Origin of the sequence: Devosia crocina, from assembly GCF_900116545.1 — a bacterium.
GTDB lineage: Bacteria > Pseudomonadota > Alphaproteobacteria > Rhizobiales > Devosiaceae > Devosia > Devosia crocina.
In genome coordinates this window covers 756,254-773,034 of record NZ_FPCK01000001.1, presented here as the reverse complement: position 1 = coordinate 773,034, position 16,781 = coordinate 756,254, and the positions used below count along the sequence as shown (strand labels likewise).

At 61.2% G+C, this 16,781-nt stretch carries 15 protein-coding genes; all 15 read right to left on the bottom strand.

Annotation, left to right across the window (positions count from 1 at the left end; translation table 11 throughout):
• Nucleotides 1–2: 2 nt before the first annotated feature.
• Nucleotides 3–1,283: a TRAP transporter large permease gene (locus BM364_RS03515; RefSeq protein ID WP_092420980.1), complete on the bottom strand. Its 1,281-nt coding sequence runs from the start codon at nucleotides 1,281–1,283 to the stop codon at nucleotides 3–5.
• Between the two features lie 5 nt (nucleotides 1,284–1,288).
• Entirely contained in the window at nucleotides 1,289–1,813 is a 525-nt protein-coding gene (locus BM364_RS03510) for a TRAP transporter small permease (protein WP_092420978.1), read from the bottom strand.
• Nucleotides 1,814–1,880: 67 nt separating this feature from the next.
• The gene (locus BM364_RS03505) at nucleotides 1,881–2,861 is read right to left on the bottom strand and encodes a TRAP transporter substrate-binding protein (protein WP_092420975.1); all 981 of its coding nucleotides are present in this window, start codon (nucleotides 2,859–2,861) and stop codon (nucleotides 1,881–1,883) included.
• A 319-nt stretch (nucleotides 2,862–3,180) separates the two neighbouring features.
• On the bottom strand, nucleotides 3,181–4,590 hold the full coding sequence (lpdA, locus tag BM364_RS03500) for a dihydrolipoyl dehydrogenase (protein ID WP_092420972.1): 1,410 nt from the start codon (nucleotides 4,588–4,590) through the stop codon (nucleotides 3,181–3,183).
• A 21-nt stretch (nucleotides 4,591–4,611) separates the two neighbouring features.
• Nucleotides 4,612–5,244 carry a LysE family translocator gene (locus tag BM364_RS03495; RefSeq protein WP_092420969.1) on the bottom strand — a complete coding sequence of 211 codons (633 nt, stop codon included), beginning with the start codon at nucleotides 5,242–5,244 and terminating at the stop codon, nucleotides 4,612–4,614.
• Nucleotides 5,245–5,325: 81 nt separating this feature from the next.
• Nucleotides 5,326–5,715, bottom strand: coding sequence for an MAPEG family protein (locus tag BM364_RS03490; protein WP_092420966.1), 390 nt, complete (start codon nucleotides 5,713–5,715; stop codon nucleotides 5,326–5,328).
• Between the two features lie 76 nt (nucleotides 5,716–5,791).
• Nucleotides 5,792–6,244, bottom strand: coding sequence for a hypothetical protein (locus tag BM364_RS03485; protein WP_139232466.1), 453 nt, complete (start codon nucleotides 6,242–6,244; stop codon nucleotides 5,792–5,794).
• A 167-nt stretch (nucleotides 6,245–6,411) separates the two neighbouring features.
• A complete protein-coding gene (odhB, locus tag BM364_RS03480) occupies nucleotides 6,412–7,638 on the bottom strand; it encodes a 2-oxoglutarate dehydrogenase complex dihydrolipoyllysine-residue succinyltransferase (RefSeq protein ID WP_092420960.1) in 1,227 nt (408 codons plus the stop codon).
• Between the two features lie 22 nt (nucleotides 7,639–7,660).
• Nucleotides 7,661–10,666, bottom strand: a complete 3,006-nt coding sequence (locus tag BM364_RS03475; protein WP_092420958.1) for a 2-oxoglutarate dehydrogenase E1 component — start codon at nucleotides 10,664–10,666, stop codon at nucleotides 7,661–7,663.
• A 367-nt stretch (nucleotides 10,667–11,033) separates the two neighbouring features.
• Nucleotides 11,034–11,936, bottom strand: a complete 903-nt coding sequence (gene sucD / locus BM364_RS03470; RefSeq protein ID WP_092420955.1) for a succinate--CoA ligase subunit alpha — start codon at nucleotides 11,934–11,936, stop codon at nucleotides 11,034–11,036.
• Nucleotides 11,937–11,954: 18 nt separating this feature from the next.
• A complete protein-coding gene (gene sucC, locus BM364_RS03465; RefSeq protein ID WP_092420952.1) occupies nucleotides 11,955–13,148 on the bottom strand; it encodes an ADP-forming succinate--CoA ligase subunit beta in 1,194 nt (397 codons plus the stop codon).
• Nucleotides 13,149–13,238: 90 nt separating this feature from the next.
• Nucleotides 13,239–14,201, bottom strand: coding sequence for a malate dehydrogenase (mdh, locus tag BM364_RS03460; RefSeq protein WP_092420949.1), 963 nt, complete (start codon nucleotides 14,199–14,201; stop codon nucleotides 13,239–13,241).
• A gap of 142 nt (nucleotides 14,202–14,343) precedes the next feature.
• A complete protein-coding gene (gene zapE, locus BM364_RS03455) occupies nucleotides 14,344–15,483 on the bottom strand; it encodes a cell division protein ZapE (protein WP_175528443.1) in 1,140 nt (379 codons plus the stop codon).
• A 220-nt stretch (nucleotides 15,484–15,703) separates the two neighbouring features.
• Entirely contained in the window at nucleotides 15,704–16,297 is a 594-nt protein-coding gene (locus BM364_RS03450) for an AprI/Inh family metalloprotease inhibitor (protein WP_092420943.1), read from the bottom strand.
• 118 nt (nucleotides 16,298–16,415) lie between these two features.
• Nucleotides 16,416–16,649 (bottom strand): hypothetical protein, encoded by a 234-nt coding sequence (locus tag BM364_RS03445; protein ID WP_092420940.1) that lies wholly within the window; start codon nucleotides 16,647–16,649, stop codon nucleotides 16,416–16,418.
• Nucleotides 16,650–16,781 lie beyond the last annotated feature (132 nt).

The following is a 16,781-nucleotide window of genomic DNA, read 5'->3' as shown; positions in this document are numbered from 1 at the left end:
GTTTACCGGAAGAGGCTCGGGAGCCACAGCGAAAGGGCCGGGATATAGGTCACGAGCCCCAGCACCACTATGCCGGCGAGATAGAATGGCCAGACGCTCCTCATGGCCGTCCAGATCGATATTTTGCCCACGGCCGCGGCGACGAATTGCACGGGACCGAGCGGAGGCGTGTTGAGGCCGATACCGAGATTGAGGATCATGATCACGCCGAAATGCACGGGATCGACGCCGAAGGCAGTGACCATGGGCAGGAAGATCGGGGTCGTGATGATGATCAGCGGACCCATATCCATGAAGGTGCCGAGCAGCAGCAGCAGCACGTTGATCAGCAAGAGCACCATCAGCGGATCAGACGTCAACTGCCCGACAAGTTCGGTCAGGATCGGCGCCACGCGCAGATAGGCCATGAGCCAGCCAAAGGACGCCGCCGCACCGATGATGAACAGCACCATGGCCGTCGTGCGCACCGCACCCATGACGCAGTGGACAAAGGTCGACCAGGTCATGGTGCGATAAACCAGCAGCGTCACGAGGAAGGCATAAAGGACCGCGATGCAGGAGCTTTCGGTCGCGGTAAAGATGCCGGAGCGGACGCCGCCGAAAATGATGGCGATCAGCAGCAGCCCCGGAATGGACACGAGGAAATACTGCATGGCGCGCGCAAAGCCAGGGAACGGCTCGGTAGGATAGCCGCGCTGCCGCGCCACCACATAGGCGGTGATCATCAGCGCTACGGCCAGCAACAGGCCCGGAATGACGCCGGCGGTAAAAAGATCCGCAATCGAAATACGTCCGCCGCCCGAGAGCGAATAGATGATCATGTTGTGGCTGGGCGGCAGCAGCAGGGCGATCAGCGCCGACATGGAGGTGACGTTGACCGCGTAATCGGCGCCGTAGCCGCGTGCCTTCATCTGCGGGATCATGATCCCGCCCACGGCAGCAGCCTCGGCGACGGCCGAACCGGAAATGCCTCCGAACAGCGTCGAGGCAACCACGTTGACCTGCCCTAGGCCGCCCCGGATATGGCCCACGATAGATCCGGCAAACTGGATGATCCGCGCAGCGATGCCGCCGCGCATCATCAGGTCACCGGCAAAAATGAAAAACGGAATGGCCAGCAGCGTGAATGGCGACACGCCGGAATTGAGCTGCTGGAAGACCACAACCGGCGGGCGGCCGATATAAAGGATCGTAGCAAAACTTGCGATGCCCAGACAGAAGGCGATGGGCGTACCCACCACCATCAACAGGCCGAAAACGCCGAAGAGAACCCAATATTCCATTGCGCTCAGGCCTCGCTCACATTTTGCTCGGTGGCATCGTCATCCACCGGTTCGCCGGCGAGCCGCAATGCCATGCGCTCGGCCACGAAAAGGCACATGAGAACACCCGAAAAGACAATGGGAAGATAGGTGAAGGTCTGAGGCAGCCCCAGAACCGGGATGCGCACGTTCAAGCCGCGGATGGCAAGCTCGAGTCCGTAAAACACCATGCCGGCTGCGAACGCGAAGATCGCGATATCGCTGATGCTGCGCAGCACGGACCGCGCCTTGGGCAAGGCATAAAGCAGCACGTCGAAACCCATGTGGAATTTCTCGCGCACACCCACGGCGGCACCAAGAAAGATGAACCAGCTCATGATCATGATGGCCGCGCCCTCGGTCCAGGGGGGCGAGGAATTGACCACGTAGCGCATATAGACCTGATAGGCGACCAGCAGCGTCATTGCGACGAGCCCGGTCCCGGCAACCCATAGGGCAGCAATCGATATCGCGCGCAGCACGCGACTGAGCGCCAGAAGCCCGTTTCTCATTGGTTCTCTCCTCGAAGCGATCCGGGCCGGCGCAGCGGCCGGCCCGAACATGTCGCCTGGGCTTCGATCAGCCCTCGGTCGCCTGAATGCGGGCAACCAGATCCTGCAGCTTGGGGTCGGTAACATACTTGTCGTAGACCGGCTTCATGGCCTCGATGAAGGGAGCCTTGTCCACTTCATTGATCTGAGCGCCCATGGCTTCCACTGCAGCCTTGGACTCCACTTCCTTCTCAGCCCACAACTCGCGCTGGTAAGCCACTGACTCCTGGGCAGCTTCACGCATGGCCGACTGTACTTCGGGGCTGAGACCATCCCATACGATCTTGGAGACCACGAGTACTTCAGGCACCATCAGGTGCTCGTCCAGCGAATAGTACTGGGCAACCTCGGCGTGACCGGCCGTGTCATAGCTGGGATAGTTGTTTTCCGCGCCGTCGATAACGCCGGTCTGGATGCTCGAGTAGACTTCGCCATAGGGCATGGGCGTTGCATTGCCGCCCAGTGCGCCAACCATATCGACGAAAATGTCCGAGCCCATGACGCGGAACTTCATGCCTTCCATGTCGGCAGGCGTGCTGATCGGCTTCTGGCTGTTGTAGAAGGAGCGGGCGCCGCCGTCGTAATAGGCGAGAGCAACGACATCCACGGCATCGAAGGCAGCCAGGATCTCTTCGCCGATCGGACCATCGAGCACATTGTGGAAGTGCTCGGCCGAGCGGAAGATGAAGGGCAGCTGGGTCACGGTTGCTTCCGGAACCTGGGTGCCGAAGGCGCCGATCGAGATGCGGTTGAGATCGATCACACCAAACTGGGTCTGTTCGATCGTGTCAGCTTCCTGGCCGAGCTGGGCCGAATGGAACACTTCCACCGAATACTGGCCGTCAGTCTTCTCGCTCAGCAGTTCGCCGAACTTCTTCACCGCCTCGACGGTGGGGTAACCATCGGGATGCGTGTCCGACGAGCGCAGAACGGTCTGGGCGCTGGTAGCCGACGCCATAAGCATAGAGGCGACAACGGCCACGGCCGTCATCTTAGGCAGATGAAACATTGATGTCCTCCCAAAATCCGGCAGGAACGCCCCTTCCTCGGACGCCCCGCCCAGCCGACGCATCGGCCTCAAGCTGCAAGCTCTTGCGCGATCCGGCAGCTGCTAGACTGGTATGGAAGAACAAGTCACAAGTCAACATACAATTGATTGTCAGTTGTATGATGAATTCTCGTGAGGCACGGGCTCCACAGCCACCACATGCCTCCTTCGCCGGCGCAGAAAAAAGCCAGCGCCCCTGCGGACACTGGCTTTCTCTGAATACCTTGCATGAACCCACCGGCGCCAACGCGCCACCGTGGAGATGCGCGGTCCGGTTCGCTTAGATGTGGATGGCCCCGTCGCCAAGGGCAAGTGCGGCTTCGCGCACTGCTTCCGACAGGGTCGGGTGGGCGTGCGTCGTGCGCGCGAGATCTTCGGCTGCGCCTGAAAACTCCATCAGCGTCACCAGCTCGTGGATCATCTCGCCGGCATTCTTGCCCACGATATGGCCGCCAAGCACACGGTCAGTTTCCACATCGGCAAGGATTTTGACAAAACCCTGCGTTGCCTGCATCGCCTTGGCGCGCCCGTTGGCTGTGAAGGGGAACTTGCCGATCTTGTAGTTGACGCCTTCGGCCTTGAGTTCATCCTCGGTCTTGCCCACCGAGGCGACTTCGGGATTGGTGTAGACCACTGCGGGAATGGCGGCATAGTTCACATGCCCCGCCTGCCCTGCGAGGATTTCGGCAATGGCGATCCCCTCGTCCTCAGCCTTGTGCGCCAGCATCGGACCGGCGATCACGTCGCCGATGGCATAGATGCCCTCGACCGAGGTCTTGAAGCCATGATCCACCTTGACGCGCCCACGCTCGTCGAGCGCCACCCCGGCAGCTTCAAGCCCGAGGCCTTCGGTATAGGGCTTGCGGCCAATGGCGACCAGCGCCACGTCGGCATCGAGCGCTTCGGCTTCCCCACCCTTGGAGGGTTCGACGCGCACCTGCAGCGCCCCATTGGCCTGCTTGTCGACACCGGCCACCTTGCTCGAAAGCTTGAATTCCATGCCCTGCTTTTGCAGCATGCGCTGGAACTGGCGAGCCACTTCGCTGTCCATACCGGGCAGGATGCGATCGAGATATTCGACCACGGTCACCTTGGCGCCAAGGCGCAGCCAGACCGAACCGAGCTCGAGCCCGATCACGCCAGCGCCGATGACGAGCAGATGACCCGGCACCTTTTCAAGTGTCAGTGCACCAGTCGAGGTCACGACGGTTTTCTCGTCGATCTCGATTCCCGGCAGGTTGGCCGAGACCGATCCGGTGGCAATGACGATATTCTTCGCCTGCACTTCGGTCGGAGCACCCGATTGCGGGGTGACGAGCACCCGGCCGGCCGCCGGGATCGAGCCGGTGCCGCGCAGCACGGTGATCTTGTTTTTCTTGAACAGATAATCAACGCCGCCGACATTGGAGGCAACCACTTCGGCCTTGTGATTCATCATCTGCGGCAGGTTGAGCACCGGCGCGGGAATGTCGATGCCCAGCGACTTGAAGCCGTGGCCGGCCTCTTCGAACAGCTCGGAAGCATGGAGCAGCGCCTTGGATGGAATACACCCGATATTGAGGCACGTGCCGCCCAGGCTAGGCCACTTCTCGACCACGGCAACCTTCATCCCCAGCTGCGCAGCGCGGATCGCGCCCACATACCCGCCGGGGCCGGAGCCGATTACTACGAGGTCGAATTGGTCTGCCATGTTTCTCTATGCCTCAGAAAGTTAGCGCTGCTGTGCCAGCGCGACGCGAACGGCCAACGCCAGAAATGTAATGCCGGTGACCCGATTAAACCACCGGCCGACTCGGAAAAAGCCCTGCCGCACCGAAGGGGTCGTAAAGAAAACCGACACCAATGCGAACCAGGCAAAAAGCATAAGGCTCATGCTGCCCACATAGATCACCTTCACCGCCCCCGGGGTCTGGATCGACACGAGCGAGGTGAAAAGCGCGAGGAAAAACAGAACCGCCTTGGGATTAAGCAGATTGGTCAGGAATCCCAGGGCAAACGCTGCCATGTCGCCGCGCCGTGTCTGGGTCGCGTCCAGTTCACTCGGCGGCTGCGGCGGCGGACTGCGCAAGGCCGATATGGCGAGCCACACCAGATAGGCGGCACCAAGCCACTTGAGAATGTTGAACAAGAGCAGCGACTGCCCGACCAGCACCCCGACACCGAGCAGCGTGTAGCTGCCATGGACCAGGATCGATGTGGCGATCCCGGCGGAGGTAAAGATCGCGGCGCGCCTGTCATGCGCCACGGCTTGGCGCAGCACCATGGCGAAATCGGCGCCGGGGATGACGGCATTGATGCCGAAGGCCAGCATCAGGCCGGCGAATTCAAACCAGGGAAAGCTCATGGGTGCACCGCAGATATTGCGGGCAAACCGTTACACCACTGGCTGCCGGGCGGCAATGGATCGCCCGGCAAGGCCCCTGCCCTAAAAGGCAACACCCACAAACAGAAGCACGAGGCCGAGAAGGGAAATGGACCAGATTGCCGAGCGCAGGAACGGCACGTCGATGAAATAGGCCGGGATATAGATCCAGCGCGCCCAGAACCACATCTGCGCGCCCCACTGCGTCAGACCATTGGAGCGCCCGGCAAGTTCACAGGCAACGGCAAGCGCAATGAAAATCCCATAGGTTTCAAGAAAGTTGCGCAGGGCACGATTGCCGCGCGCCGTCCACTTGTTGGGCTGGCGTTCCCCGTCACGCTGCGAACCGGCATGGGCAATGCCATAGTCGAGCCGGTAGACGGTCGATTGCACCACGACATAGGCGCCCGCCAAGGCCGCGCTCCAGATCAGCAGGGTCAGTTCCAGGCTCATGCGCTACTCCGCGTCGTAAAAGGGATCGAGCCAGAAATCCCCCAGACGCCATCGGGTTGCACGCCCGCGCACGATCTCAGGAGGCAGCGATATCCTGCGCGCGTTTGAGCGGATCGGAAAGCTGGTTGTCGATATCGAGCGCGCCTGATTCCACTTGTTCAAGAAAGGCGCGACAGAACGTATCCTTGTTTTCGGCCTGATTATAGGCCGTCATGATCTGGGTTCCGCCATAGGTCTCGGCAGCACGCTGCTGGCCCTCGCTGCCGCCCCCGAGCCGCTCGACTACGCGATCGGCGAGGTCAAGAAAGCCGATATTGCGCAAATACCAGTTCTCCGCTGCGGTCTTGTAGACGCTGTTGAGCCCGGTGGTTTCATAGCAATGGGTCGTCATGACTTCCACGATCGCCTGTGAGCCGTGAAACGCCATCAATTCGCCGACCAATCTGGTATCGGCTGCAGGATCGTCCTGCGCCGCAGCGGGGAGAACCATGCTCAGGCACGAAAAAGCCAGGGCAAGATACAAACGCAAACCAGAACTCCGTGGCGTGACAGTTTCAAGACAGAATATGCATAGCGGGCTGATCTGCTAACAGTGAGTTAACGCGCGCAATCGGCTGAACACTCTCGCGTGAACCATGCAAAAAGGCCCGCCGGAGCGGGCCTCTTACACAATGTTTGAATAGGCTACAGGTTGCCTTAGAGATCGAGAACCAGACGCTCCGGCGCCTCAAGGCTTTCCTTGACGCGCACGAGGAAGGTCACGGCTTCCTTGCCGTCGACGATCCGGTGATCGTAGCTGAGGGCGAGATACATCATCGGGCGGACAACGATCTGGCCGCCGACGACGACTGGACGCTCCTGGATCTTGTGCATGCCGAGGATACCGGACTGCGGCGCATTCAGGATCGGCGTCGACATCAGCGAGCCATAGACACCACCATTGGAAATGGTGAAGGTGCCGCCCTGCATGTCGGCCATCGAAAGCTGACCGTCCCGCGCCTTCTTGCCGAGATTGCCGATTTCCTTTTCGATTTCGGCGATGCTCATCTGGTCGGCATTGCGCACGACCGGAACCACGAGGCCCTTGTCGGTGCCGACGGCCACGCCGATATGGGCGTACTGCTTGTAGATCAGGTCATCGCCGTCGATCTCGGCATTGACCGCCGGGATTTCCTTGAGCGCGTGCACCACGGCCTTGGTGAAAAAGCCCATGAAGCCGAGCTTAACGCCGTGCTTCTTCTCGAAAAGCTCCTTGTAGGAGTTGCGCAGATCCATGACCGGCTTCATGTCCACCTCGTTGAAGGTGGTGAGCATGGCAGCGGTGTTCTGCGCGTCCTTGAGGCGACGGGCGATGGTCTGGCGCAGACGGGTCATCTTGACGCGCTCTTCGCGCTCCGCATCGCCGGCCGGGCTTGGCCCGCGCGGTGCAGCCGGTGCCTTGGCTTCGGCAGCCTTGGGCGCTGCAGCGGCCGGAGCCGGATCGCGCAGCGAAGCGAGTACGTCTTCCTTGAGCACCTGGCCCGACTTGCCCGAGCCAGCGATATTGCCCGCGTCGAGGCCATTTTCGTTGATCAGCTTCTGGGCCGAAGGCGCTGGAGCGCGGTCGGTTGCGCCGGCCGGAGCCTGGGCCTGCTGCGGAGCGGGCGCCGGTGCTGCGGCAGCCGGAGCCGAGGCCGAGGCAGCCGTACCAGCGGCGATTGCGCCAAGCAGCGCCCCAACGTCAACGGTATCGCCCGGATTGGCGGCGATCGCTTCCAGCACACCCGAAGAGGGCGCGGGAACTTCTACCGTCACCTTGTCGGTTTCTAACTCGACCAGAGGCTCGTCGGCATTGACGGTATCCCCGACCTTCTTGAACCACTGGCCGATGGTTGCTTCGGTGACGCTTTCGCCCAGCGTCGGAACTCGGATTTCTGTCGACATTGATTGATCCTTTTTCTTCGGCCTAGTTGGCGAATGCTTCGTCGAGGAATGCCTGGAGCTGAGCCAGGTGCGTGCGCATCAGGCCGGTCGCAGGCGAGGCGGCAGCCGGACGGCCGACATAACGGACGCGCTGATATTCGCGGCCCATCTGGTCGAACACCCACTCAACATAGGGCTGGATAAAGGCCCAGGCACCCATGTTTTTGGGCTCTTCCTGGCACCAGATCACTTCCGCATTGGGGAAGCGGTTCAGTTCATCGAGCAGTGCCTTGGCCGGGAACGGGTAAAGCTGTTCGACGCGCAGTAGATAAACATCGTCGATGCCCTTCTTTTCGCGATCCTCGAGCAGGTCGTAATAGACCTTGCCCGTGCACAGCACGACGCGACGGATCTTCTCGTCCGAGGCGAGCTTGACCGTGGTCTTGGGCAGGCCCGGCGCTTCGGCATCGTCCCAGAGGAGGCGATGGAAGACGCTGTCCGGCCCCATCTCGACCAGACCCGAAACCGCACGCTTGTGACGCAAGAGGCTCTTGGGGGTCATCAGGATCAGCGGCTTGCGGAAGTCGCGCTTGAGCTGACGGCGCAGGATGTGGAAATAGTTGGCCGGCGTCGTGCAGTTGGCGACCTGCATGTTGTCTTCGGCGCAGAGCTGGAGGAAGCGCTCGGGACGCGCGGAGGAGTGCTCCGGCCCCTGCCCTTCATAGCCGTGCGGCAGAAGCATCACGAGGCCCGACATGCGGAACCACTTGCGCTCGCCCGAGGAGATGAACTGGTCGATCACGACCTGCGCACCGTTCACGAAGTCGCCGAACTGGGCTTCCCAGAGGGTCAGCGCGCGCGGCTCGGCCAGCGAGTAGCCATATTCGAACCCGAGCACGGCTTCTTCCGAAAGCATCGAATTGATGACTTCGTAGCGCGCCTGGTTTTCCGGATCGAGATTGTTGAGCGGGGTATAGGTCTTGTTTTCTACCTGCTGATCATTGAGCACCGAATGGCGCTGGCTGAACGTGCCGCGTTCGCAATCCTGACCGGACAGACGCACGGGATGCCCTTCGGTCACGAGCGTACCGAAAGCAAGGGCCTCGGCAGTTGCCCAATCGATCCCCTGGCCCGATTCGATCGCGCCCAGACGATTGTCGAGGAAGCGCTTGACCGTGCGGTGCACATTAAGCTCCGCCGGTACCTTGGTCAGCTTGGTACCGATCTCGACGAGCTTTTCAAGCTCGACACCGGTTTCACCACGGCGTGCGCCATCGTCCTGGGCGGGCTTGAAGTTCTTCCAGGCGCCGTCGAGCCAGTCGGCCTTGTTCGGACGGTAGTCCTGGCCGGCCTCGAACTCGCGTTCGAGCTTGCTGCGCCAATCGGCCTTGAGCTTGTCCACCTCTTCGGCGCTCAGCACGCCATCTGCGACCAGCTTCTCCGAGTAAAGTTCCAGCGTGGTCTTGTGGCTCCGGATCTTGGAGTACATGAGCGGCTGGGTGAAGCTGGGCTCGTCGCCTTCGTTGTGGCCGAAACGGCGGTAGCAGAACATGTCGATCACGACAGGCTTGCCGAACTTCTGGCGATATTCGACAGCCACCTTGGCCGCGAACACGACGGCTTCCGGATCGTCCCCGTTCACGTGCAGAACCGGCGCCTCGATCATCTTGGCGACGTCGGTCGGATAGGGTGAGGAACGTGAATACATCGGCGAAGTGGTAAAGCCGATCTGGTTGTTGATCACCAGATGGATCGACCCGCCCGTGCGGTGCCCCTTGAGACCCGAGAGCCCAAGACACTCGGCAATGACACCCTGGCCGGCAAAGGCTGCATCGCCATGGATCAGCAGCGGCAACACCATGGAGCGGTCCGGCTTGCCCTCTGTGGCGATGTCGACCAGCTTGCCTTCAGGCGCGATATGCTGGTCCTGCTTGGCACGCGACTTGCCGAGCACGACGGGATCGACGATTTCGAGATGCGAGGGGTTGGCGGTCAGCGACAGGTGGACGCGGTTGCCGTCGAATTCGCGGTCAGACGAGGCACCGAGATGGTACTTCACGTCGCCCGAACCCTCGACATCGTCTGGATAGAAGGCGCCGCCCTTGAATTCATGGAACAGGGCGCGATGGGGCTTGGCCAGAACCTGGGTCAGCACATTGAGGCGGCCGCGATGGGCCATGCCGAGCACGATATCCTTGATCCCGAGCGCGCCACCGCGTTTGATGATCTGCTCGAGAGCCGGAATCGCCGCCTCGCTGCCATCAAGGCCAAAGCGCTTGGTGCCGGTATACTTGACATCGAGAAATTTCTCGAAGCCTTCGGCCTCGATCAGCTTGGACAGAATGGCTTTCTTACCCTCAGGAGTGAAGGTGATTTCCTTGTCCGGTCCCTCGACACGTTCCTGGATCCACTGCTTGGCTTCAGGATCGGAGATGTGCATGAACTCGATGCCCAGCGTACCGCAATAGGTGCGCTGAAGGATCGCCATCATCTCGGGAAGGGTCGCGTATTCGACACCCAGATAGTTGTCGATAAAGATCTTGCGACTGAAATCGGCCTCGGTAAAGCCATAGCTGCGCGGATCGAGTTCGGGCGCGGATTCTTCGGACTTGAGCTTGAGCGGGTCGAGATCGGCATGCAGATGCCCGCGCATGCGATAGGCGCGGATCATCATGATGGCACGGATGGAATCGCGCGTTGCCTGCAGCACATCGGCTGCGCCCGGCGCCGGCTTGCCTTCGGCAGCAGCCTTCTTGGCCGTCGCCTTTTCGGTCTTTACCGCCAGCTCACCCCAATTGCCATCGAGCGCCGCTACCAGTTCGCCGCCGGCGGCCTGCGGCCAGTCCTTGCGGCCCCAGCTGGCTCCTGCAGCGTTCTTTTCCGCCTGCCCATCCGCATCGTCGAGCCGTGAGAAAAAGCTCGACCAGGTCGAATCGACACTGGAGGGATCGGTCTTGTAGCGTGAATAGAGTTGTTCGATGTAGTCGGCGTTCCCCCCATAGAGGAACGAGGTCAGCAAGAACGCGTCGTTCTTTTCCTGTCGTGTCATCGCTTTTTGCGCAGGACCTTGCGTCCTGTCATCCTTCTCAACAAACCGGCGGAGAGCCGGTTCTCAATTGCGGCCACCCAAAGTGGGGGAATATTGACCGCTTTTCCTTTGTATCTTGTTAAGACTTGCGGCGCCCGTGGGAGGCGCCGCGGCTTGGAACATATGTATCAGACCAAACCATTTCGCGCTTAGCACCAAACCGTGACCGAAGCGCGACCGAGTTGGTCGAAATTGATAGCCACGCCTCGCGGTTCGAGAGTCGCTACGCTCCCACCTCACCGTGAGGACTACTTTTGCTTCAGTGCCGGTAGCCCTCATGGTGAGGTGCGAGCAATTCGCGAGCCTCGAACCACGAGGGCGTGGCAGATCAGCCCTTGAGCACTTCCACAAGCGTGGTGCCCAGTCGCGCCGGAGAAGGCGAAACGCGGATTCCCGCAGCTTCCATCGCTGCGATTTTGGATTCGGCATCGCCCTTGCCGCCCGACACCACGGCGCCGGCATGGCCCATGGTGCGGCCCTTGGGCGCAGTGCGGCCGGCGATGAAGCCTGCCATCGGCTTCTTGCGGCCCTTCTTGGCTTCATCGATCAGGAACTGGGCCGCGTCTTCTTCGGCCGAGCCGCCGATTTCGCCGATCATGATGATCGACTCGGTCGCGTCGTCCGCAAGGAACATCTCGAGCACATCAATGAACTCGGTGCCCTTCACCGGGTCCCCACCGATACCGACAGCCGTCGTCTGCCCGAGGCCTGCGTTCGAAGTCTGGAACACCGCTTCATAGGTCAGTGTGCCGGAACGCGAAACGATACCGACCGAGCCCTTGCGGAAGATCGAGCCCGGCATGATGCCGATCTTGCACTCTTCCGGGGTCAGGATGCCCGGGCAGTTGGGCCCGAGAAGCCGGGAATTGGAACGGTCGAGACGAGCCTTGACGCGCACCATGTCCATCACCGGGATACCTTCGGTGATGCAGGTGATGAACGGGATTTCAGCATCGATCGCTTCGATGATGGCATCGGCAGCGCCCGCGGGGGGAACGTAGATGACCGAGGCGTCGGCGCCGGTGCGTTCCTTGGCTTCGGCGACCGAAGCAAAGATCGGCAGGGTTTCCCCGCCAGCGCCGGTCCAGGTTTCGCCACCCTTCTTGGGGTGGATACCACCGACCATCTGCGTGCCGTAATAGGCCAGAGCCTGTTCGGTGTGGAAGGTACCGGTCTTGCCGGTCAGGCCCTGCACAAGGACCTTGGTGTTCTTGTTGACGAGAATAGACATCAGGGTAGGTCCTCTAAATTAGCCGTTGATCGCCGCGACGATCTTCTTGGCGGCGTCGTCGAGATCATCGGCCGCCGTGATTGCCAGACCCGACTCGTTGAGGATCTTCTTGCCCAGTTCGACATTGGTGCCTTCAAGGCGCACGACGAGCGGCACCTGCAGACCCACTTCTTTGACGGCCGCGATCACGCCTTCGGCGATCACGTCGCACTTCATGATGCCGCCGAAGATGTTGACCAGGATCCCCTCGACCTTGGGATCGGCCGTGATGATCTTGAAAGCTGCAGCCACCTTCTCCTTGCCAGCGCCACCGCCGACGTCACAGAAGTTCGCCGGCTCCTTGCCGTAGAGCTTGATGATGTCCATGGTCGCCATGGCAAGGCCCGCGCCGTTGACCATGCAGCCGATATTGCCGTCGAGCGCGACATAGGCGAGGTCCCACTTGGAGGCCTCGATTTCCTTGCTGTCTTCTTCGGTTTCGTCGCGCAGCGCCTTGACGTTGTCGTGGCGGAACAGGGCATTGCCGTCGAACGACACCTTGGCGTCGAGGACGCGCAGGTGGCCGTCTTCCATCACGATCAGCGGATTGACCTCGAGCAGCGCCATGTCGGTTTCGCTGAAGGCCTTGTAGAGGATCGGGAAGAGGCTCTTGGCGTCTTCGGCGGCAGCGCCGTCGAGCTTGAGCGCCGAAACGATGCGGGCGATGTCGGCATCGGTCACGCCGGCTTCGGGATTGATCGCGATGGTCTCGATCTTTTCCGGCGTGTCATGGGCCACCGCTTCGATGTCCATGCCGCCTTCGGTCGAAACGACAAAAGCCACCTGCCCCACGGAGCGATCGACCAGCAGCGAGCAGTAGAGCTCGCGCGCGATATCGGCGCCGTCTTCGATGTAGAGGCGGTTGACCTGCTTGCCCGCGTCTCCGGTCTGAGCGGTCACCAGCGTATTGCCGAGCATCTCCTTGGCATGGGCGACCACTTCTTCCACGGACTTAGCCAGACGCACGCCACCCTTGGCCTCGCTGCCCAGTTCCTTGAACTTGCCCTTGCCGCGGCCGCCGGCATGGATCTGGCTCTTGACCACATAGAGTGGGCCCGGCAGCGACTTGGCCGCAGCTTCAGCTTCGTCGACCGAGAAAATGGCGACGCCGGCAGCTACGGGCGCCCCGTATTCCTTGAGAAGCGCCTTGGCCTGGTGTTCGTGGATATTCATCTGGTTCCCCTTGGATGGGCAGCATTGATCCGGCCGTTTCTGGAGACCGGAAAGGAGAAGCCGCCGGACTGGCCAGCGGCTTTCAAAAACTTACGCCAGTTTCGGCGCGATTTTCTTGCAGGCCGCAACAAGACCTTCGACGGCTTCGACGGACTTGTCGAATGCCTTTTGCTCGGCCGAGTTGAGCGCGATCTCGACGACCTTCTCGGCGCCACCGGCACCGATCACAATTGGCACGCCGACATAGGCATCCTTGACGCCATATTCACCGGACAGGAACGCGGCGGCAGGCAGCACGCGCTTCTTGTCCTTGAGATAGCTCTCGGCCATGGCAATGGCAGAAGCGGCCGGTGCGTAAAAGGCCGAGCCGGTCTTCAGGAGCCCCACGATCTCGGCGCCGCCATCACGGGTGCGCTGCACGATTTCGTCGAGCTTTTCCTTGCTCATCCAGCCCATCTTGACGATGTCGGTCAGCGGAATGCCGGCAACGGTCGAATAGCGGGTCAGCGGCACCATGGTGTCGCCATGGCCGCCCAGCACGAAAGCGGAGACGTCTTCCACCGACACGTTGAGCTCTTCGGCGATGAAGTGCACAAAGCGCGAGCTATCAAGAACGCCGGCCATGCCGACTACCTTGTTCGCGGGAAGGCCCGAGAACTTCTGCAGCGCCCAGACCATGGCGTCGAGTGGATTGGTGATGCAGATGACAAAGGCATCAGGCGCGTACTTGGCGATGCCCGCACCCACCTGCTCCATCACCTTGAGGTTAATTTCGAGAAGATCGTCGCGGCTCATGCCCGGCTTGCGCGGCACGCCGGCGGTGACGATCACGACGTCAGCGCCTTCGATGTCCTTGTATTCGGACGTGCCCTTCATGACGGCATCGAAACCCTGGGCCGGAGCCGACTGGGCGATATCGAGAGCCTTGCCCTGGGGAACGCCGTCAACCACGTCGAACAGGACGACATCGCCCAGTTCTTTCTGGGCGGTCAGCAGAGCCAAGGTTCCGCCAATCTGTCCCGCACCGATAAGGGCAATCTTCTTGCGCGCCATAAGTTCTCATCCCCGGACTGCGTTGAATTGGCGCACGTCTTAACCCTGTCGGGCAAGACGGGCAAGTGACCCCTTCGTCGTAGGCGGCAAATCTGCCTTGCCGATGAGCGAAGGGGGCATGCCGGTTTGGCAGCGAGATCGCTCAGGAGGCGGTTTCGGCCACAGGCGCCGCATCGCGCAGCCCCTTGGCCAGATATTCTTCGGACTGCATTTCGGTGAGCCGGGACACGGTGCGCTGGAATTCAAATGCGGTCCTGTCGTCAGCGCCCAGTTGGTCGAGCGGCACGGCAAAGCCTGCCACCAGCTTCACGCCCCGGTCGTAAAGCGAGTCGATCAGAAGAATGAACCTTTTGGCCGCATCAGAGCGCGTCCGATCCATTTTCGGCACATCTTCGAGCATGATCGAGTCGAACGAATGGGCAATCCGCACGAAGTCGCGGGTTCCAAGCGGCCTCTCGCAGAGATCGGAAAACGCGAACCGCGCCGCGCCCAAGGCTTGACGCGGCACCGCAATCTGCCGGCCGATGCTCTCGACGACACCGGGCTCGCCCTCTTCGCCACCCGTAATCCGCAGCCAGAGCCGGTCCATGGTCGCGCCAACCTCGGCCCTGCTGCCAAATGCATAAACCTGCTGACCCGCAAATTTAAGCCGTCGGTAATCCTGCTCGGAATGGAGTTCCACCACCTCAGTTTCCCTCTTCAGCCTTGCAATGAAGGGGAGGAAAAGCTGGCGGTTGAGCCCGTCCTTGTAGAGTTGATCGGGCACCACATTGGACGTCGCAATCAGCGTCACGCCACCGGTGAACAGCTTTTCGAACAGCCGGTCGAGCAGCATGGCATTGGTGATGTCGTGGACATGGAATTCGTCAAGGCACAGCACCCGCAGGCCCGATTTCAGGATCGGCCTCGTCACCGCCTCGACCGGGTCGGCATCCTCGTTTCGCCCTCGCGCAGACTTGCGGAAGGCCGATATCCCCGCATGCACCTCGTCCATGAACTCGTGGAAATGCACCCGGCGCTTCTGCTTGATTGGAAGCGCTGCGTAAAAGAGATCCATCAGCATGGTCTTGCCACGCCCAACCTCTCCAACGAGATAAAGTCCGCGCACCGGCTTGGGCTTGTCGAAAAAGCCGAACAAACCCTTGGGCTGGCTCGCCGTCAGCTCCGTCAGGATCCGGTCGAAATGCCGCGTCCCCTCGATCTGCGCCGGGTCTGAACTCAGCGCGCCACGCTGGACGAGCTCGAGATAGGCGTCGCGGATGGTGGGTTGGGAAGAAGACAAAGAATCGGCCGCACGTTTGCACCGCGGCATTCCCACTCCGATCACCCCTGGCCCTTAAGGAAGAGGGTTGGGGGAGAGGGGTGGAAGACCCCTCGGCAGGTCCCGCAGTCGTGAACCCCTTATCCCCACCGGAACCGCTCACGCGGTTTCGGCGGGTTCTCGCGGACCACCTTCTCCCCTCAGGGGAGAAGGGAAGAAGGCTGCATCAATGGGGTCGCGCTCAGCGGGCCATCGAAATGGCCTGGCCGCCACCCATCGTGCCGATGTAACGGCCGCCCGAGGGTGCAAGGAATGCGGCGATATTGCCGTTATCATCATAAAGCTGAAGCTGGCTGCCAACCTGTTGCCAACCTGTGACGGAGGCAATCTGAGTGACCGAGCAGCCAGGGGCCGAAGCGCGGTAGTAATTGGTGCCGGTCTTGGCGGTCATCGGCAGGTTCAGCTGGCAGTTCGCAGCGCCTGCTGTCACCGTCCAGACGCCTTCCGGCCCGCTCGAAACACTTGTGGTCGGCTGTCCAACTGTCACGATGGAGCTATTGGTGCCCATCGGCGCCGAGGCGACGGTTGTGGGTGCAGGCGCTCCGCCCAGAACCGGCTGGCCCGAAAGCCCCGGAGCGGGCGTGCCGCTCGCCCCGATGGCAGGAAGCGTATTCTGCTGCACGGTCGAATTCTGCACCGGCGCCAGCTGCTGCGGCGCGCGCACGACGTTGAGATCGGCGGTGTTGGAGCGAGCTGTCGACGTACATCCGGCCAAGGCCAGAGCGACAAGGCCCAATCCAACCACGGAACCTGCTCCGCGCATCCAAACCTTCATTGGTAACTCCTGCCCAAAGGCTTAAGGTCGGTTAACTCTTTAGCCGGCTTATTAGCTCAAGCGTCCCGGCTGTTCAACGTCTGCCGTTGCCTGAGCCTCGCCAACTTTCGTGGCCGATTTAAGTGTCGGCCTTTCCCATATCCTTCAACAGCTCTTGCACCAGAACCGTTGCATCGCGCGCCTCATCTTCCGGCACGTCGATGCCGACCCCACCTGAGCCGAAAAGGCTGGGAACGCCCGGCAATCCGCCTTCGCGCGGCTCGAGCGGATGAAAGCCGTGCGCTCGCAGCGCCACGATGACGATCCGCGCAGCGCCAGCATCCCGGACTTGAGCGATGGTGACGAATTCCATTTTCTCTCCTGATGTTTCAACCGAATGTGACCTGCAAGTGCACCACAGGCAATGCCGATCACGCTCAAGCGAACGAACGGGCACTCATGCGTGGTTGCCAAACCGCCCCGCAGATGCTGCATTGCTGTTCAA